Annotated in this window: 12 protein-coding genes; 5 read left to right on the forward strand and 7 right to left on the reverse strand. The window is 44.7% G+C overall.

Annotation, left to right across the window (positions count from 1 at the left end; all coding sequences use genetic code 11):
• Positions 1–194: 194 nt before the first annotated feature.
• Positions 195–6,773, reverse strand: a complete 6,579-nt coding sequence (locus E4N66_RS09280; RefSeq protein WP_253727798.1) for a hypothetical protein — start codon at positions 6,771–6,773, stop codon at positions 195–197.
• Between the two features lie 485 nt (positions 6,774–7,258).
• Here E4N66_RS09280 and E4N66_RS09285 point away from each other — a divergent pair, with 485 nt between their 5' ends.
• A complete protein-coding gene (locus E4N66_RS09285; RefSeq protein WP_253727800.1) occupies positions 7,259–8,530 on the forward strand; it encodes a glucose-1-phosphate adenylyltransferase in 1,272 nt (423 codons plus the stop codon).
• Between the two features lie 107 nt (positions 8,531–8,637).
• Here E4N66_RS09285 and E4N66_RS09290 read toward each other — a convergent pair whose 3' ends face one another.
• Positions 8,638–8,796: a hypothetical protein gene (locus tag E4N66_RS09290; RefSeq protein WP_253673999.1), complete on the reverse strand. Its 159-nt coding sequence runs from the start codon at positions 8,794–8,796 to the stop codon at positions 8,638–8,640.
• A gap of 35 nt (positions 8,797–8,831) precedes the next feature.
• Between E4N66_RS09290 and E4N66_RS09295 the strand changes: the two genes are divergently transcribed.
• Positions 8,832–9,110 carry a BrnT family toxin gene (locus E4N66_RS09295; RefSeq protein WP_016523312.1) on the forward strand — a complete coding sequence of 93 codons (279 nt, stop codon included), beginning with the start codon at positions 8,832–8,834 and terminating at the stop codon, positions 9,108–9,110.
• Positions 9,076–9,378: a BrnA antitoxin family protein gene (locus E4N66_RS09300; RefSeq protein ID WP_081984373.1), complete on the forward strand. Its 303-nt coding sequence runs from the start codon at positions 9,076–9,078 to the stop codon at positions 9,376–9,378. Before E4N66_RS09295 ends, E4N66_RS09300 begins: the two co-directional genes overlap by 35 nt.
• A 180-nt stretch (positions 9,379–9,558) precedes the next feature.
• Here the strand turns inward: E4N66_RS09300 and E4N66_RS09305 are convergent, their stop codons facing one another.
• Together E4N66_RS09305 and E4N66_RS09310 are read right to left on the reverse strand one after the other, a co-directional pair.
• A complete protein-coding gene (locus E4N66_RS09305; RefSeq protein ID WP_253673998.1) occupies positions 9,559–10,428 on the reverse strand; it encodes an alpha/beta hydrolase family protein in 870 nt (289 codons plus the stop codon).
• A gap of 97 nt (positions 10,429–10,525) precedes the next feature.
• Positions 10,526–11,392: an Rpn family recombination-promoting nuclease/putative transposase gene (locus E4N66_RS09310; protein WP_253727801.1), complete on the reverse strand. Its 867-nt coding sequence runs from the start codon at positions 11,390–11,392 to the stop codon at positions 10,526–10,528.
• Between the two features lie 299 nt (positions 11,393–11,691).
• Here E4N66_RS09310 and uvrC point away from each other — a divergent pair, with 299 nt between their 5' ends.
• Positions 11,692–13,722: an excinuclease ABC subunit UvrC gene (gene uvrC / locus E4N66_RS09315; RefSeq protein WP_253727802.1), complete on the forward strand. Its 2,031-nt coding sequence runs from the start codon at positions 11,692–11,694 to the stop codon at positions 13,720–13,722.
• Here uvrC and E4N66_RS09320 read toward each other — a convergent pair.
• Positions 13,717–14,616, reverse strand: a complete 900-nt coding sequence (locus tag E4N66_RS09320; RefSeq protein ID WP_253727803.1) for a radical SAM protein — start codon at positions 14,614–14,616, stop codon at positions 13,717–13,719. The two genes, uvrC and E4N66_RS09320, sit on opposite strands and share 6 nt — an antisense overlap.
• Before the next feature lie 6 nt (positions 14,617–14,622).
• Entirely contained in the window at positions 14,623–15,405 is a 783-nt protein-coding gene (locus tag E4N66_RS09325) for a sulfite exporter TauE/SafE family protein (protein ID WP_253727804.1), read from the reverse strand.
• Positions 15,406–16,211: 806 nt separating this feature from the next.
• Here E4N66_RS09325 and E4N66_RS09330 point away from each other — a divergent pair.
• On the forward strand, positions 16,212–17,396 hold the full coding sequence (locus tag E4N66_RS09330) for a hypothetical protein (protein WP_253727805.1): 1,185 nt from the start codon (positions 16,212–16,214) through the stop codon (positions 17,394–17,396).
• Here the strand turns inward: E4N66_RS09330 and E4N66_RS09335 are convergent.
• A complete protein-coding gene (locus tag E4N66_RS09335) occupies positions 17,378–18,040 on the reverse strand; it encodes a hypothetical protein (protein ID WP_253727806.1) in 663 nt (220 codons plus the stop codon). The genes E4N66_RS09330 and E4N66_RS09335 overlap by 19 nt on opposite strands.
• Between the last annotated feature and the right edge of the window lie 18 nt (positions 18,041–18,058).

Raw genomic sequence — 18,058 nt, forward strand, 5'->3', positions numbered from 1 at the left:
TCAGCCTTAGCGTTCTCCGCGGTTAAATACCTAGAAAATTAACCGCAAGGGACGCCAAGAGCACAAAGGGTAAGTTAGAAGCCATGTAAAAAGATGAAAAACTTCAGCAAGCTCAGCGGTTTAATCCCATCACATAAAAAATCCCCCATCCGTCTAAAACCGAATGGGGGAAGATTAATTGTTAAGCGGAATGCTTACTTCGTCAGCACCGCCATCTCGTAGTTCTTGTTGGTAAAGTACGCAGCAATAACCTTATTTTGATACATACCGCCCGTCGGTGCACCCTGGCAAATCGTATACTGCTGGATACCGTTACTTGCAGGCACCGTCATAACAACCCAGTCGCCGGTAAACTTATTATTTACCACGCCGTTTTTTACCTTAGCATCTGTTTTAACAAGCCCGTCTTTCAGCCAAGCCATACGCGCAGCATTTTTAGAACCGTAAAAACCGTTATGGTAGTAGCTGATATATGGCACTTGCTTTTGCACTGAATTGATCGTTTCCCTCCGCACCCCTATCTTGAGAAGTGTTCCCGGATTCATATAGGTATCAACCGTAGCAATCTTAAAATCTGCCGTAGTCGGTTTAGTACTTCCCATTACCTTTTCGGGTGCAAGGTAGGCATATTTAACACCGCCTTTACCGCTTGAATAGTAACCGATATGTAAGCCGTTCTCGTCATCCACCACTAAATCAACATAAAGCGGAGCGTCGCCATCAATTTCAACAGCATTATCCTGCCATGCATTTGTAAATCTGTTGCTCTCAGTCGGTTCAGTGTAGGCTGCTCCCATATCACGGTAGCTGTATATCAACTTTGCGTTTGCAGCATCATACCATACGGCAACAGCCCGATTTGTAGAAGTCAATCCTACCGCAGCATATAAACCGCTCTTATGGGTAGTAGACGAATCTGCAATAACTTCATACCCCTTTGCAGAACCTGAATTAGTAGGCTCTGCTGAACCTCCGCCTTGTTGGACGTTATAACTTAAACCGCCACTAATAGAATCTGCTGCCGTTACAGTTCCGTACCGGAATTTTACCGGTGTAGTATCATTATTCCGATCATAATAAATCAATGCAACTTTTGCATTGGAACTGTCTCCTCTTACCGCCAGCTTCGGTATTTGGACACGGCCTACATCATAAACATTTCTTGCTTTATTTGCATTGTTTTCCAGCCGACGTCTATTTGTTCCTCCATTATAATTTCCGTTATTTCCTGTTGCAGAGGATCCTTGCTCTCGTGAAAAGAAGGTAAAACTCGTACTACTACCACTATTTCTATCGGTATTGCTTGCACCGCCGTACATTTCCCCGCTCTCATCGTATGCAATTATCGTATTTTGATACTTACTAAAACACTGTTCAATAGTATAAGAACCAGCCATAGTAGTAGCATTATTCGGTATTGTAGCGTTTTTCATCATAGCAAAACTTAAACTGCCGCTCAACGCCAACACACCATAGGACATATAGTAATTGGAATTCTTATCCATTACAAACTGTGGACTTTCCATAAAGTTATTGTCAATAATAGGCTTCGTTTCCCACACAAACAGCTTGCGGTTCGCCGTAAGAACATCATTGTTCATATTGTTGGCTTCGATATTATACGGCTTGGTAATGTCCACCTTGTTGTTGATGGATTCTACGGAGCTGACCGTTGCAACAAGTGCACCGGTAGAGTGTGCCGATTTTATTTCATAAGTTCCCTTATCAGATCCCGTACCTTCGTCTAAAGATTGAGTTCCAAGCTTATAAGTAGCCCCGTTCAAATTAAAGCCGGTTATCTTAATCTTTTCTCCAATCCATACCGGATATTCACCGGTGGAAGCACGGGAGAATGAGCCTTTGTAACTGCTGTCTGCACTTGTTAAGCCTGTTTCTACGTTCGTAATATACGGCACGCTGTTTACCGCCGTCTTTGTTTTATTTGCCGTATAACTATACACGGCGGCTTTGTTCATATCAATCGGTACGGCCGGTATCAAAGTTATCGTAGTACCGTCTTTGGCGGTGATACGAGTAAGGTATCGTTTTTCGCCCGTCTCAAATAAGACAAACTGTCCGACCTTTACCGAAGCGAAACTGCTGCTTGAAGCTGAATTTTCATCGCTTCGAGTAACGGACGTAAACGATGTTGATGTCGGAAGATCAGTTCCTTCACTTTCTGCGGAATTTCTTCCGCCGTCATTTGCAATCACTTTAATATCTTTAGCCGCTCCCATGGGGATTTTTGAGCTGTCGAAGCTGAGTTCCCACTTAGCGTAATACCCCAAATAATCCGCACCCGAGGTTGTAACTGTGAGTTCAGCATTATCCTTCGGTGTTCCATCGGTGTTAAACATCTTTTTATCGGACGTCCATGTTGTACCGCTTCTCGTTGCGGTAACCGTTAATGCGGGATTAAACGGCAACTCCGCCTTAATCGAATCTATTTTGATGTTGTCGTATGCAAAACCTCGCAAAGTAACTTTGCCCGAAACGGAAGAATGATCGTTGCCTAAGCTGTTAATCTTTACAATTTCCACATGTCCGTTCGCACGGCTATTTTGGTACAGTGAGTTGTCGGTTTCGCTGTTCCAATGGAACGGAAGAATAACAACCGTCGGCTCTTTTGTATCAACGGCACCGAAGGCTGCATTAATTTTGACTTCGGCAAAAGACTTTTTTGCAAGCGGAGCTTCTCCGGTCGTTGTACAACCGTGAGCGCTGTCCCACAATTCCAAAACCAATTCTTTTGTCGTGTCGTCGTTCGTACTGTTGCCGATCGTATTCAAGTTAGCTGCGCTCAACGATATAGTATTGCCTGAACTTATGTTTTCCATATTATGGCCGGCTAAAACAGCATTGTTATATTTCAGCGTGTATTTAACTTGTCCCTCACCACCGGTAAATGCAACCTTTATTTTGGAATCGGATAAAGATTTAAAGGAGAAATTTTTGCCGGTAAAAATTCCGTTATAATCCGAATTTTTATCGATCGTTTCCGTCAGCGCATTGTTGACCGAAGTGTTTTTAAATGTACTCTGCGTACCGCCGATGTCGGTGCTCAGCTGTATCTCACTTACGCGAATCGGTTTATTTTTTAAGCGTATGGCGACGGCCGGAACGGACGTTGTAGAATAATCGCCGACACCGTATGTATTGCCGCTCTTGTCGGTTATTTGATAGTGCAATTCTCCCTTTCCGTCGTCCAAAGTGCCTAAAGCGAAATCTCCCTGCCACGTAACCATTCCGCCGAGCTGCTTGGTTATCCTGTTTTCGGAACCGGTTTCGGTCATCGTTACTTCGGATGAAGCAACTCCGTTTACCTTTACCTTCGCTTTTACCTCTTTTACACCCGAACCGCTGTCGTTTGCGACACCGTTTATAATCCATTTTCCACTGTTATTTTTTTTCAGCAGTAATTCCGGTTTATAGAGGATATAACTGTAACTTCCTGCCGTAAGAGCGGGCGAAGCGGTAAACTGGACTTTGCTTCCCGTTACCTTCGTTACCGTAAGCACACTGTTTTCCGTCAATATTTTACAGCCGCCACCCGAAGAAGCGGTTCCGCCAAGCTCCGTAACTTTTTGTGCAAGTTGAGTATCCGTTATCGACGAAGATGTAAAATTCCCGATATTCATGTGTTTGTCGACACCGTAATCGCCTATCGGATTTTTCGTATCAAAACGGAACATAAACGAACTGTTTGAAGATAATTGTTGAGATGCTTTTTCCTTAACCTCTATAGTAACCGAAAAGCTATCGCCGGTCATGCTGCTTATATCAAACGGCAGGTTTAATGTATATCCTGAAATGCCGCCGGAATTATAATCCGTAAGCCAACCGGCCGGAACGGCGGCGTGCCCCGAATCGAGAGCACCTGCATCCTTTTTTTGATACTTTGTTTCAACAGTGCCGTTTTTAAAGGTAATCTTTACGTCTTGTATTCCCGAGGGATCCGTCAATCTCGCCGTAAGTTTTTTATTGCTTCCGAGCCACATATTCAGTTCGTAATCTTGCGGAGAGGAAGTTCCCGACGCATTATCGATTTTTATATCGGCAATTAACGGAGCATCTTTGTCGACGATTATCTTTCTTTTTTCCGTCCATTTCCCCGTCGATGCTGACAGTCCGTTTTTATTTTTTGCGCGTACTCTGAAATAGACGGGCTGATTTTGCGCTGTCGCATGGTTAAAGGAACCGTCGCCGTTTATGCTGATTCTCCAGTCTGCGCCCCCTCCAGGAAGGCTGGTACCCGGAACAAGCACTCCGTTCCCGCCGTTATACCAGTCTTTTGAACCGAATGTTCCGTCGGCGGTATTCGCAAAAGTTCCGTCGTGCGAAAACTGTATATACACTTCGCCTACGGCGCCTGCTCCGCCTATAGCGGCGCTTGCCGTACCGAAAATTTGTATGGTTCCGCCGACTGTCGCATCCGCCTGCGGCGAAAGTATTTTTACAACGGGTTTCGTGCCGTTGGGGTTAAAGAGAATTTTTAATTCTTCTACGGCTTTATTCCCTATTTCGTCTTCCGTAAGGATATATAAAGGCATATTGTAATATGCGTCGACGGATGCGTCGACGGGATCGCCACGTTCACTCGCAGGAACGCTATCCAAATTGACGCGGACATTCCACGACCATTTTGTCGAAGAGTCCATCGCATTCCAACCGGAATCAGCCGGCGTCGGTGTCGACGTCTTTTTACCCAGTATGTATTTGGTACTTGTCTCCTTTACTCCTGCCCCCGCATCGGTAATGCTTCCCGAAACGGTAATTTCTCCCGCCTGCGGGTCGCCTGCTTCGGGGTACGTTATCTTCACCGTCGGTGCCTTTGTATCAAAAACAAAATCCGTTTCATCGGTATCGGTTAAACCGGGTCCTGCTTTCGATAAAAACTTAATCATATGAGTTCCGTCGGAAAAGCCGTCAGGAAGCTCTTTTTGTTTAGATACTCCAGCAGGATCCTTCCATTTTACAATATACTTCCCCGATTCTTTAACTATTTCAACTTCTACTTCATATCGCGGATCATTGGCTGCTGCAGTAGCTTTTTTCAGTTCTATATCGCTATCATTAACGCTCATACCTATATTACAATAGACATGTCCATTTGCTGTATCGATTCCGGTAACATCAGCTGCAATGATGAATTTTGCATTTGCTTTTTTAAAACCTTCCAGACGAATCGGTCGTGTCCGCGGACCGCTTCCGGCAGAGTAAAACTTTAAGGCATACATACCGCTTGCAGTGTCCGAATTATCATATGCTTTAAATTCGTTTGACTCTTCATTGCTGGTATCTCGGCCTTGTACATCTACGGCATATATCCCCTCACCTTGGGCCGAAGGGAATGTACATTGTATTCGTAACTTATCGCCTTCCGTTTTAATCAAATCTGGGTGGCTGCTTAAATAAGCATCGGTAAAGGAGTCGAAATCAACCAGCGTTATCGGATGAGCAGTATCAAAAGCATTGTCGGCCGGCTTCCATTTATACAGTACAATTTTTATTTTACTTGCCTTATATGCAGCAGCATTGGATCCGCCGACCAGCGGAATATTATCTTTGTTCGGGATAAGCTCTACCAAAAAAGAAGCCTCGCCTCCGTCTTTATACATAATTGCAGATGCCTGACCGAGAGCCGCTGATGCATTAGCGGGTGTTTCCGTTTTTATCTGGTCAGGAGTCGTTGATAAATGTTTTGAACCGATAACCTTAAATCCAGGAGATTTACTCGGATCAAGTTTAAAGACACTGCGCATATCGCTCATTTTTATCATAGCAGACTTTAGCTTAACCAAAGCAACCGTGTCACTGCGCAATTCTTTTATTTTTTTATCGTGCTCATTGGCATCGGAACCTTTTTTACCGGCAAAATAATCGCTGAGAATCTCAGGCGTGTAACCTTTCGCTATCACTTCGGTATAAACCTCTTTCCACAGATAGTACCAATCAGCTTTATTTCCCTCACCCGAAGCATCGCCGCCTTTATATTCGCGTGCATTGTCGTACAGATATAATTGACCTCTGATAGGCTTCGTTTTATCCTGCTCCTGTAAATCGTATAAGGGGTTTAAAGGAGGCGCAGCACTGTAAACTGCAACTTGAGCATTTATACTATTACCGACAAACATATTGGTTATATCGATCGGCGTTGCTCCCGGAACATGCATATTTAGCTTTTCAACGGTATTTCTTTCACCTGCTTGCCCTACAACTGAAAAAATTGCTCCATAACCGTCTGCCTGCGGCGTTGTCGTAGCGTCTGCATCTACAACCATCGAAGGCCTTGAAACTATAAACACCGGCGGCGTGTTATCTATTTTATAGTTCTTGGTAAATGTAGAAGTTTTTTCACCCTTATCGGTAACGGTTACAATCGCTGTGTATTCACCATCAGGAATAGGATACACTTTTACCAGATCGTGCCCCGGTTCGGTTCCCGTCGATTCGTTGTTTACGCTTATTGTCCACGAGGCCGAAACATTCCCTTTGGAAAATCCTTCGGCTTCATACGCGCGGCTTCTTTCTTTGGTTTCGATATTTTCAAAAACAACCGAAATCGATTGGATACCGTCGTCATCCTTTGCCGTACCCTTTAAAACAAACGAACCCCGTATCGGCGTCTCACCCGCATCAGGATAGGTAATCTCCCCGCTCGGTGGAAGAATATCGATCTGACCGCCCAAACCTACATACGGTTTACAGGTAACACCTGCAAGAACAGTTAATACAATCAGTACAAGAAATACTGCGCGATTCATCTTTTTCATAAGCCTTTTCTCCGCTCCATTGAGCAAGCGTTTCTAACGCACTCCGGCGATAAAAACGCACTATAATTTCTTCTGCTTCGCTTCTCTGCGGCAGAACTTTACCGTCTTGCTTTCACCTCTGAGCGGTAGCGGCATGAGCGGCACAACTTTCTGCTATCCCGCGTCCCGTATCGGCAGGAATAGCGCAAAACTTTAATGTTGCTAGTTGATAAACTTTTTATACGATTACTTTTATGAATGACTTTTAGAGGGCGGCAGATTACCGCATATATTACTAAATCTCACTTGATGTATACCGATAATTCAATGCTTTGTCAAGCGCAGTATAAAGAACAAGAATAATTCTTATTTATTTTTATGGCAAAAAATAAAAAACTCGTTTATACTGATAGTAATAGAACAACGCTTAAATCTCAGTGTGTTCATAGATACTTCTCTCGGTTTTTGCGGAATACGCCTCTGCAAATATCATAAAAGGAGGATATATGCCGAAAGTATTATCGATTATCTTGGGAGGCGGAAAAGGAACTCGTTTATACCCGCTTACTCAATCCCGTTCAAAGCCGGCCGTACCGTTCGGAGGGAAACACCGTATCGTCGATATACCTATCTCCAATTGTATTAATTCCGGTCTTAGGCAAATTTACGTATTGACTCAATTTAACTCCGCATCGCTGCATCTGCACATTGCACGGGCATACCGTTTTGACAGTTTTTCAAACGGCTTTGTAGAAATCCTTGCTGCAGAGCAAACGTTTGAACATTCAGGCTGGTACGAAGGCACCGCGGACGCAGTAAGAAAAAACTTTACTCACTTTAAAACGCAAGATCCGAAATACTATATCATCCTTTCAGGCGATCAACTATACCGTATGAACTTAAAAGAGTTTTTAGCACAGCACGAAGCTTCCGGAGCAGACATTACTATCGCCTGTACGGCAGTAAACCGCCGCGATGCTTCCGGATTCGGTATTATGCAGATTGATAAAAAATCGAACATCACCGCTTTTATGGAAAAGCCCGGCCCCGATAGAAATATCGATGAATGGAAGATCCCTGCACAGTCGGGTATTTCGGTCGCAAGCCCCGATAAAGAATATCTCGCTTCGATGGGTATTTATATCTTTAATGCAAAGGCGATGGAAGAATGCTTAAACAACAATATGACCGACTTCGGAAAAGAAATTATCCCCGCTTCGATTAAAGATCATAAGGTTTCGGCGTTTGTGCATAACGGCTATTGGGAAGACATCGGTACCATCCGTAGTTTTTACGAAGCAAACCTTGATTTAACGGAAATTACGCCGCAATTTAACTTTTATGATGCAGAAGCGCCGATTTATACCCACTACCGAAATCTGCCGGCTTCAAAAATCAACGGAGCGCAGTTGGATCGTGTTACCTGCAGCGAAGGTTGTGTTATTACCTATGCGACAATTACCCGCTCCGTCATCGGTATTAGAACCATTATCGAGGCAGGAAGCGTATTGGAAGGTGTTGTCTGTATGGGGGCGGACTACTACGAATCCGACAGCAGCAAGGCGGTAGACGAAAAAGCCGACATTCCATGTATCGGTATCGGAAAAAACTGTCATATTAAAAAAGCGATTATCGACAAGAATGCACGAATCGGGCATAACGTATCCATCGGTATGGGGGAAATCCCGCCCGACGGCGACTACGGCTATTATCACGTTGTTGACCGCATTTACGTTATCACCAAGAACGCAATTATCCCCGACAACACCGTCATTTAACAAAAAGGGCAGCCGCTTGCAGTTTTTCCAATGCGGTTGCCCTTCCCTGCTGAACTTTTCCTTTATTGTTTTATTTTATATTCCTGGTACTTTTAAACGGTTAGCGTCTATAACGTCTTTTTAAACCATGCAATCGTTTCGCCGGTAAGGGTATGCAGCATAGTTAAATCGCCGGAAAATACAAGGAACGTATGATCAGCGCCTTCCAGAATAAGGGCACGGCTTTTTTTGTTCTTGGCGCTGTTTACGATATTGACAACACCCATTTCATGATGTACATTATTTTATGGAGTAACCTTTCATGTATTTTGAATGGGACGAGAAGAAAAATAAGACAAATATTAAAAAACATGGCATCTCTTTTGAAGAGGCGTGTCAGATATTTACTGATCCGCACCTTCTTCTTATTCCAGATCCATGTGATTCTGAAGAACGGTGGAATGCCATTGGTTTTGTCGAGACTATCCTGTTTGTTGTCTATACAGAGAGGAATGACGGTACACTGAGGATTATATCAGCTCGCAAGGCGAACAAGGAGGAAATAAATGGCTATAAAAACAATGACTTTAGACGAAATTAATAAATCACCTAAACTATCAAAAGAGCGTATAGAAGAAATAATGGCTTTCGATGAAAAATTTGATGATCCTGACTGCCCTCCGCTCACGTCGGAGCAGCTGGCACAAATGAAACCAGCCCATGTGATACATCCAGAATGGTACAAAGTTAAAAAAGCTGATGTTCATATCAAGATTGATATTGATATTCTGGAAGCGTTAAAAGCAGGCGGCAAAGGGTATCAGACAAGAATCAACGAAATTTTGCGCCGTGCTGTTATGCCTCAGTAAATCACTCTTGGGATACATCAATAGGCAGATTTAATAGGGTATGAGTTTGGAAGAGCGAAAAGAACCGTCATTTAACAAAAAGGGCAGCCGCTTGCAGTTTTTCCAATGCGGTTGCCCTTCCCTGCTGAACTTTTTCTTTATTATTTTATTTTATATTCCTAATACTTTTAAACGGCTCGTCTATAACGTCTTTTTAAACCATGCAATCGTTTCACCGGTAAGGGTATGCAGCATAGTTAAATCGCCGGAAAATACAAGGAACGTATGATCAGCGCCTTCCAGAATAAGGGCACGGCTTTTTTTGTTCTTGGCACCGGCTGCTATCGTCTGCGCTACGGAAGGCAGCACTACATCATCTTTGGAGCCTGCGATGGCTAAAATCGGGGCTTTGATCGCGGCAAGTTCCGCCGGATAATTGATTGCCATTGCATTTTCATAATAAGCGGGGCTTTGTTTAAGCGGCGTCCGCCATGAATAGGTTACTTCATAATAGCCGTTTTTCTTTGCTATTTCGTATTGTTCTTGCTCTCCGCTTTTCTGATCGTAGGCGCCTGCCCATGTAAGCACACTTTTGAAGACATCATTCCGTGCAGCTGCTAAAAGAGCGAGCCTTCCGCCTTGACTCCATCCCATAATCCCGATTCTTTTTGCATCGATATTCTTCAATGCACAAAGATATCGATAGCAGCTCAGAGCGTCTTCGATACCTTTATCATAGGTAAAGTCGATATAATCGCCCTTGCTGTCACCGTTTCCGATGTAATCGAACCGAATGGTGGCAATACCCGCACGTGCCATTTCAGGCGCAGTGTAATCGTAAGCCATACCTGCCTCATGGCGGTTTGAACCGTTTCCGTGCAGCATCACCACTGCGGGAAACTTTTCACCGGGTTTTCCTTTAGGAAGGGTCAGCGTAGCAGGAATTTCATGATCTCCTGCGGTGATAAATATATCTTGTTCGGTATATCCATACTCTTTCGCACCCGCAGAGGCAAAAACCGGTATCAGCATTGCAGCCGATACACATACAACACAGAGCAATTTTTTCATACTATCTCCTATAAAAAACTGTTGCCGTAGATTGTAGCACATTTAATTACCGCTCTACAATATCGCGCTGCCATGTACAATACTAGGTAAAGGTAGATTACAGTGCTTCAACATCTTCTTTGGTAAGCCCGGTTGCCTGTGCTATTTTTTGTACGGATAAGCCGAATTGCAATAAGTTCTTTGCCGTTTCAAGCGCTTTTTGGCGGGAGCCTTCGGCAAGACCGAGCGATTTGCCGCGCTCAAGGCCTTTACGCTCAGACTCGCTTATCATCGAGAGCCGGTCGCTTTCATATTCCCATGCTGCCTCATACCGCTTCCGCTCTTGCTCATCCAGATAAAAGATGTCCATCACCTTATTTGCCTTCGCCATTACCGGATTTCCTTGTGCGAGCATAGACCGCTCCTCCTTACTGTCTGTTTTGATAAACATAAGCCATTTTTCTAGGCTTGTCAAACTCTCTTTTTGCAGCTTTGTTAAGTCGAGAAAATGGATTTCTAAAAGTTCATCCAAGAGTGTTTGTTCTTCCGTTTCCCGTATCTGATAGATTGAATGTATTTTTTCGCTCAGCTTAAACGGGCTATTCAGCACATTGATCGCAATACACTTTTTTAGCTGTGTATACTGGAAGCCGCTCATAAAATGCTCATGGATCAGTTTAGAACAGTAAAAGATACTGCGTTTAGGATAATAATCAAAATAGGTATTCTGCATCTCTACATCGATTTTGCGCCCGTCGTGTAAGCGGATTTTAATGTCGAGCCGCCCGGTTTTATCGTTGTAGAATCGGGGAATCTGTTCGCTGTTCTCGATACGAACATCGTCAAAATCATCTTTGCTCAAAAGGGTAACTAAAGAGAGGAATTCAATCATGATATCTTTGTTTTCCTCGGTACCAAAGAGCTTTTTGAATGCGTAGTCGTTTCGAGCGGTAAAACGCATTGAGCTGTTATGGGATTTACTCATTTTCACTCCTCCTACAGTCCTTATGCGACTTTTGGAGGAAAATGGCTGGAAAAATGCATCATTTCTTAAATTAAATCTAACTGAATATTTAGCATAGTTCATGAACGATAAAAATATCCGGTTATGCTCTATCAATAGACCTGTTCGGTAACTGCGTTGCGAACAGGTCGACGAGTTCTAAATCGCACAAATAGCACGATTTAGAACATCGCATTTCAAGGTAACCTGTCCAGAAACGGAAGTTTCCGAACAGGTTTAATATTGCCATTACGCACCGGTCTTAGTATTATCCTTACGGTATGAGTGAACAAGCGGATGTGCGGGAAGCGCTTCATCAATATGCGCTGTCGGCGCCTAAAACCAGCGGCGTGTATTTGTGGCGGGATGAAAAAGATATCGTTATTTATGTCGGCAAGGCGAAATCGCTCAAGAATAGACTGAGTTCGTATTTTGCGTCAAAGCGGGATATTAAAACCCGTATCCTCGTTTCGCGTGCGCGCCGTATCGAGTATATTCAAACCGATAATGAGTATGAGGCACTGCTGCTTGAAAATAATCTGATTAAAAAATACAAGCCGCGCTACAATATCAATCTCAAAGACGGGAAAACCTATCCCGTGCTCAAAATTACCAATGAACGCTATCCCCGGCTGTACCGAACGCGGCGGATACAAAACGACGGCGCCCGGTATTTCGGTCCCTTCCCCAATGTGCCGGCTGTTGATGATTTTTTGTCGCTCATTAAACGGACCTATACACTGCGGCAATGCAAGCGCTTAAAAAAGCGCGAGCCGTGTCTGTATTTTCATATCGGCCGATGCAGTGCGCCCTGTGCGGATAAAATTTCCGAAACCGACTATCGAAAGGATATTGATGAAATTGCACTGCTGCTTGAAGGAGACTTGAAAAAACCGCTCGCCGAATTAACGGAAAAGATGAAAGCCGCCGCCGCCGCCCGCGAATTTGAAAAAGCCGCCCGTATCAGAGACGGAATGCAGGCGGTACGGGCGCTTCGAGGCCAAAACTCTGTTGAAGATATGGATCCGGAATCCCGCGACTATATCGGCTGGGCGGCGGAGGGAGCGCTGATCACCTTTACGGTATTTAAAATGCGGGGCGGCAAGGTTGTCGGGCGGGACTTATACCGGACGGAAAGCCTCAAAGATGAAGCCGAGGTTTTACCCGAATTTCTCATTGCCTACTACACCGACCCCAAACAGATTCCGCCGCATATCTTCGTGTGTGCGGGGCAGGAATATGAACTCGCGGAGCAATGGTTTGCCGACCGGCTCGGCGTTAAAGTTACCATCACGGCGATTCCGTTGGAAGAGCGGAAACAAGCCTCTGCAACAGACACGGAAAGCCTCACCGCTGTGAACGAACATTCATATCGTATTGATACCACCGAAGCGGCAGCCGCTGAAAAAACGCCGGTATATGGCGCCGTTACACCTGATGAGGCTGCTACGACACCGGTATCCGGCAGCGCAAGCGAACCGGAGGTATCAAAACAAACAGCGGCAGACCGGCTGCCTCCTTCCGTACTTCGGCGGCATAAGGCAGCGCTTGCAATGGCGCAGTTTAACGCAAAAGAGGACGCTGCCCGCCGCATAAAGGAGCTGGGAGACTTCCCTGCCTTGGAAGAACTCCAAAAGATATTATCGCTTGACCGGCCTCCCCACCGCATCGAAGGTTTCGATATCGCTCATTTGCACGGCAAGTACACCGTTGCAAGCCTCATCTCGTTTAAGGACGGCAATCCCGACAAAAAGAACTACCGGATTTTCAGGCTACGCACTACGGACGGTATTATCGACGACTATGCCTCCATGCGGGAAGCGGTGGCGCGGCGGTATACCCGTTTGCTGAACGAGGCGGCGGAGCTACCCGACCTGATTATGATAGACGGAGGCATCGGACAGGTAAATGCGGCCAAGGCAGTACTCGATGCCTTGGAGCTTGATATTCCGCTGGTGGGTTTGGCAGAAAAAAATGAAGAGCTCTACCGGCCGCATATCAACAAGCCGATTGTACTGCCGCGGCGAAGCGCAGCCTTACGGGTACTCCAGCGGGTACGCGACGAAACGCACCGGTTTGCCAACACCCGCAACAACCGGTTACGCTCAAAAGAGGAATTGCACTTACAGTTTGAACAGCTGCCCCACATCGGGGAAAAACGGGCTGCGCGTTTGCTGCGCAGCTTTTCAAGTATTGAAAAGCTTGCAGCCGCTTCCGCGGAAGCGGCTGCCGCCGCGGCGCGGATTACACCGGCTCAAGCGGAAGAAGTCATTGCCGCTGCCCGGGAAACGGCTCTTAAAGATGCTCTATAAATAGTATTTCCGGTGTTCGGGATATACGCCCCGCTCCAAAACGCGGTTGACTTGTGCCAGCATTGCATCCCTATCCTGCGGAAGCGTTCCTTTCAATGTTAAAAAGTTGGAGGCATGATTGGAGCGGAAAATCACCGGAGCGGGCATTTCTTCAACATGGATATTTTCTAGAATCAGCTTTAATTCTCTCACAACCTCTTCAATTCCGACAACTGTGTACTTTCCTTCGGCGGCGGCTTTGGTAAGATAGCTGCCGTCCTCAAGCCGCAGCGTGAGCAGCCCCGCATAGGTCAAATACATTTTGGATATAATCTCGCCGGTTTTAATCGCATGCTGCGTGTTATCCCGTTCGGCACCGTTAATTCCTAAAATAAAGGTTGCCGACAGTTCCATTCCCGCATCTTTCACCTTGTTGGAAAGTTTGATCATCTCCGCCGCCGTTGTTCCCTTTCGGATAAACTTGAGCGTTTCATCGTCGCCGCTTTCCACACCGAGGTACAAAAGCGTCAACCCCTTTGAGGCCAGCAGCTTCAAGTCTTCCGGAGATTTTTGTCTGATATTGAGATGAGTTGCATAGCAGGATACCCGTTTGCACTGCGGAATAACATCAGCAATCGCGTCCAACACTGCGGCCAAGTATTCAGTCGGAGCGGTTAACGCATCGCCGTCAGCCAAGAACACCTTATCGACACGGCGGTAGTGTTCGGCAAACATCACGAGTTCCTGCTTCACCGTTTCAATCGGCTTAATCCGGAATTCTTTTGTCTGATACATTCCGCAGAACACACAGCGGTTATACGAACAGCCGAGCGTTACCTGTAAGATTAACGAATAAGCCTCGCTCGGTGGACGGTACAACGGATAGTCATAAGGATCGTAAAGCGAATAATTCATAAGCACCTATGAGAACAGCAATGTCCCAAAAACATCGTAAAAAAGTTTTCCGAACAGCAATATGATAACACAAATCATCAGCGGTTTGATAAACGCAGTGCCTTTCTTTATTGCGAAACCTGCCCCGATATAATTTCCGATGATGCCGAATACGGCTGCAGGAACCGCGATGGAATAGACAACCTTGTTGCCGGTTATCACGGCGATAAGTGTCGCATAATTCGATGCGAGATTCATAACTTTTGCATTGCCGGAAGCGGTTTTAAGGTCGTACTTCATCCATGCAGAAAAAACAATGATGGCGATGGTGCCCGTTCCCGGGCCGATCAGCCCGTCGTAGAATCCGATAAGCAGACCGGTACAAGCAGCCAAGACAAACGCTTTCTTTTTTGGAATCTCGGCCGACTGATTCTCAGTACCGAAGTTGCGTTTGAATAAAAGAAGCACGGCAACAATAGGGAGAACGATAACCAGTACGGTTTTAAGCGTTTCCTGATTAATCATCAATGCGATTCTGATACCAAGATATGAAGATATAAACGAACAGACAGCGGAAACCGCCGCGACCTGCCAGTCAACCGCGCCATTTTTAAAAAACCGCGCTGCGGAAAGTGTGGTACCGCACGCAGCGGAAAATTTATTGCACCCGATTGCCGTATGAGGCGGAAGTCCGACAAACAGATACGCAGGCAGCGAGATTAAGCCTCCGCCCCCTGCTGCAGAATCGACAAAGCCTCCTAAAAAGACAAAAAACCATAAGAACGCAAGCGCCCAGATACTTATATGCATAATCGTATTCTATCATCCTTTTGTTCTTTTGAAAATATACGGTGCATCTACTGCGTCGTACAGCAAAAAAGTGTCCTCAACGTATCAAAGATACGCCTGCGGTACTTTTTTGCCTAACTCCTTGTATCTGCACCGTCTCTTTTCAAAAGCGCTGGCTGTAAGGACATCTACTTCGTTGCTACACAAAAATAAATGCTCGACGTACAACAAGTACGCCTCCGCTTTATTTTTGTTCGCGCCTTGTAGTTTCAGAACGGACACGGATGTCCGTGGTTATAAGCAGTAGCGAGATTTGTGTTATGCACAAATCTCGTCGTTAAGCAGTTGTACACGGAGGTATAACTGCTTAACAGGCTATTTTCAAAAGCGTTGGCTCAAAAATATACGGGTAATTACTTCGTCGCTTCATAAAAATTAATCCTCAACGTATCAGGACGGACAGGGATGTCCGTGGTTATAAGCAGCAGCGACGTTTTTGCGCAGCAAAAACTCGACGTTGAAAAGTGTACACGGATGTACACTTTTCAACATGCCTGCGGTTAATTTTTATTTGCTTCGCGTACTTACCTCGTCTATTTTCAAAAGCGTTGGAAGGAGGCTTTCAGTAGCGGCATGAATGCCGCTGGTTCCACGCAGAAACAAGTTTGTTTACAAACTTGCAGCCCAAAATGAACACGGATGTTCATTTTGGGCGAGATCAGTCAGTAGCGTGTTTGAACCGATGATATAGTATTTTTTACGACAAACGTATATATTGATAGTGTTCTCTTATTTTATATTCATGGGATGAACAAAGGCGGTTTTGTATGGATAATCTGAAGAAAAATTTAGCGGACAGAAAAAAAGAGCGGGAAAATTTGCAAACAATGCTTAATTCATTGTACAGAGAATACGGCGAAACCCAATTCGAATATGTTTTGCAGCGTAAAGAAACAATGCCTCATATTAACGAACAGGACTTTGAAGCATGGAAAATACTGAGAGAGTCCCGCCGAAAGGATTCGGATACTGTTTTGAGTATTAAGACGGCACAATCGCGGCAAAATGAATTAAAAGTTTTTTCTAAAGAAGTTGATAAACTATTGCATGAACAACAGCGTACCTATGAAGCAGCGCGGAATGATTTTATTTTACTATTCTTTCAAACCTATCAAAATAATTCACTCCCGCAAATTGCACAGATCGTTCAATCAATTGAACCGCTCAAAGACTCTATCGAGAAGGTACAGCAAGACAAACAAGAACTTGAACGCCAAAAAAACGATGCACACTTTTTTAAAAAGCTGACCTTGAGTCCGCAGCTATTATCGCTCAAAGGAAAATTAACCGGTTTGCAGAAAAAGATGAATGAGCAAATTATTGCCGCAGGAGAAGAATTCCTCACCGATACTGTTATAAAAGAGGTACGCGGCGCTTCCTTTCCGGAACAACTTGAAACAGCGTATCTTGCCCTCCAAGCAATCGTTGCCAAGCAAGATGAAATGGAAGACAGAAAGGCAACACTGAATGCCGAGCAGAAAAAGCTTACTGAAACGTTAACGGAATGCGGTGTTATCGATACTCCCCAGAAGCGAATCAATGTTCTGGCGGACATCATAAAAAATACGGATGAGAAAATTGAAGAAGCCGAGAGACGGCAAGGTTCACAGTATAGCGATATCTTTTATACCGATGCAGGCACACGTACCGAAGAACCCCTTTCCAGCGTACCGGATCCATTTAAAACGTACTTAGATTCTATTGCAGAGTATCGTGTAAAGCTGGAAAAAAATGCGATCGACATCGAATGTATCGAAAACGAAATCGCCCTTGCCGGCGAGGTACATAAAATAGAAACATTACAAAAAGCCATTGCCGGATATAAAGACGGCATTGCTCAGTACGAAAAGCTCATCGAAACAGCCGAACGGGATATCGCACGTGCAGAAGAAATAAAACTGGGGCTTCAGGAAAGAAATAATGAACTGAAATCTCAAGGCTCAGGGGACTGAGAAAGAATTCGAGTGATAGCTCCCAATTCCCATTTTTTCGGTTTAAAGAAACCTTGAGCGTATACAGCGCCGAAACCGGGTTCATACAGATGAATTTTTCGTATCTGTTTTGTTATGTTCCATTTTTTAATGTACATACCATAAGATTCCAGAAAATTGAGCGGCTGCAGCTTCGTAAAACCGCATCGAGTATCGTATGCAGCCGTTGCAATCTCAATGTAAACACTGTAAGGAGCATTAAGCTCCATTTCAAGCGGATTTTGATTTTGATTAAAACAAGCCCCAACCTGTACGCTCACAAGATTATCTATCGGTAAAAGCTGCTCAACGGGATATCCCCCATAACTAAACAATGTTCGTGCATTACGGAGCATATCTCCCGATATTTCAAGCCGTTTGTTATTCATCGCAAGATAACGGTACATACAATCGATCAGTTCAAACAAGTTAATATTTGTCTCTGCTGCTGAGCCGAGTATGAGTTGTATATCTTCATCGTTTACATAATAGATACTGTTCTCCTGCATCGGCCTCGTCGAAATTATTTTTTCAATCACAGGATATGCCTCATCAGCGCTCATACCCACTAAGAGAACGGAAGAAAAAAACAAAAGATATAAAACAGGTAATAATTTTTTATGCATTATAAATAAAATCCTTCC

It is taken from the genome of Treponema sp. OMZ 857, assembly GCF_024181085.1.
Taxonomy (GTDB): Bacteria; Spirochaetota; Spirochaetia; order Treponematales; family Treponemataceae; genus Treponema.

Bases quoted from the DNA above. Each gene is read 5' to 3' on its own strand.
- E4N66_RS09285 (WP_253727800.1), top strand. From the start codon at position 7,259: ATGCCGAAAGTATTATCGATTATCTTGGGAGGCGGAAAAGGAACTCGT.
- E4N66_RS09300 (WP_081984373.1), top strand. From the start codon at position 9,076: ATGGCTATAAAAACAATGACTTTAGACGAAATTAATAAATCACCTAAA.
- E4N66_RS09330 (WP_253727805.1), top strand. From the start codon at position 16,212: ATGGATAATCTGAAGAAAAATTTAGCGGACAGAAAAAAAGAGCGGGAA.
- E4N66_RS09290 (WP_253673999.1), bottom strand. From the start codon at position 8,796: ATGGGTGTTGTCAATATCGTAAACAGCGCCAAGAACAAAAAAAGCCGT.
- E4N66_RS09295 (WP_016523312.1), top strand. From the start codon at position 8,832: ATGTATTTTGAATGGGACGAGAAGAAAAATAAGACAAATATTAAAAAA.
- uvrC (WP_253727802.1), top strand. From the start codon at position 11,692: ATGAGTGAACAAGCGGATGTGCGGGAAGCGCTTCATCAATATGCGCTG.
- E4N66_RS09310 (WP_253727801.1), bottom strand. From the start codon at position 11,392: ATGAGTAAATCCCATAACAGCTCAATGCGTTTTACCGCTCGAAACGAC.
- E4N66_RS09305 (WP_253673998.1), bottom strand. From the start codon at position 10,428: ATGAAAAAATTGCTCTGTGTTGTATGTGTATCGGCTGCAATGCTGATA.
- E4N66_RS09325 (WP_253727804.1), bottom strand. From the start codon at position 15,405: ATGCATATAAGTATCTGGGCGCTTGCGTTCTTATGGTTTTTTGTCTTT.
- E4N66_RS09335 (WP_253727806.1), bottom strand. From the start codon at position 18,040: ATGCATAAAAAATTATTACCTGTTTTATATCTTTTGTTTTTTTCTTCC.
- E4N66_RS09320 (WP_253727803.1), bottom strand. From the start codon at position 14,616: ATGAATTATTCGCTTTACGATCCTTATGACTATCCGTTGTACCGTCCA.
- E4N66_RS09280 (WP_253727798.1), bottom strand. From the start codon at position 6,773: ATGAAAAAGATGAATCGCGCAGTATTTCTTGTACTGATTGTATTAACT.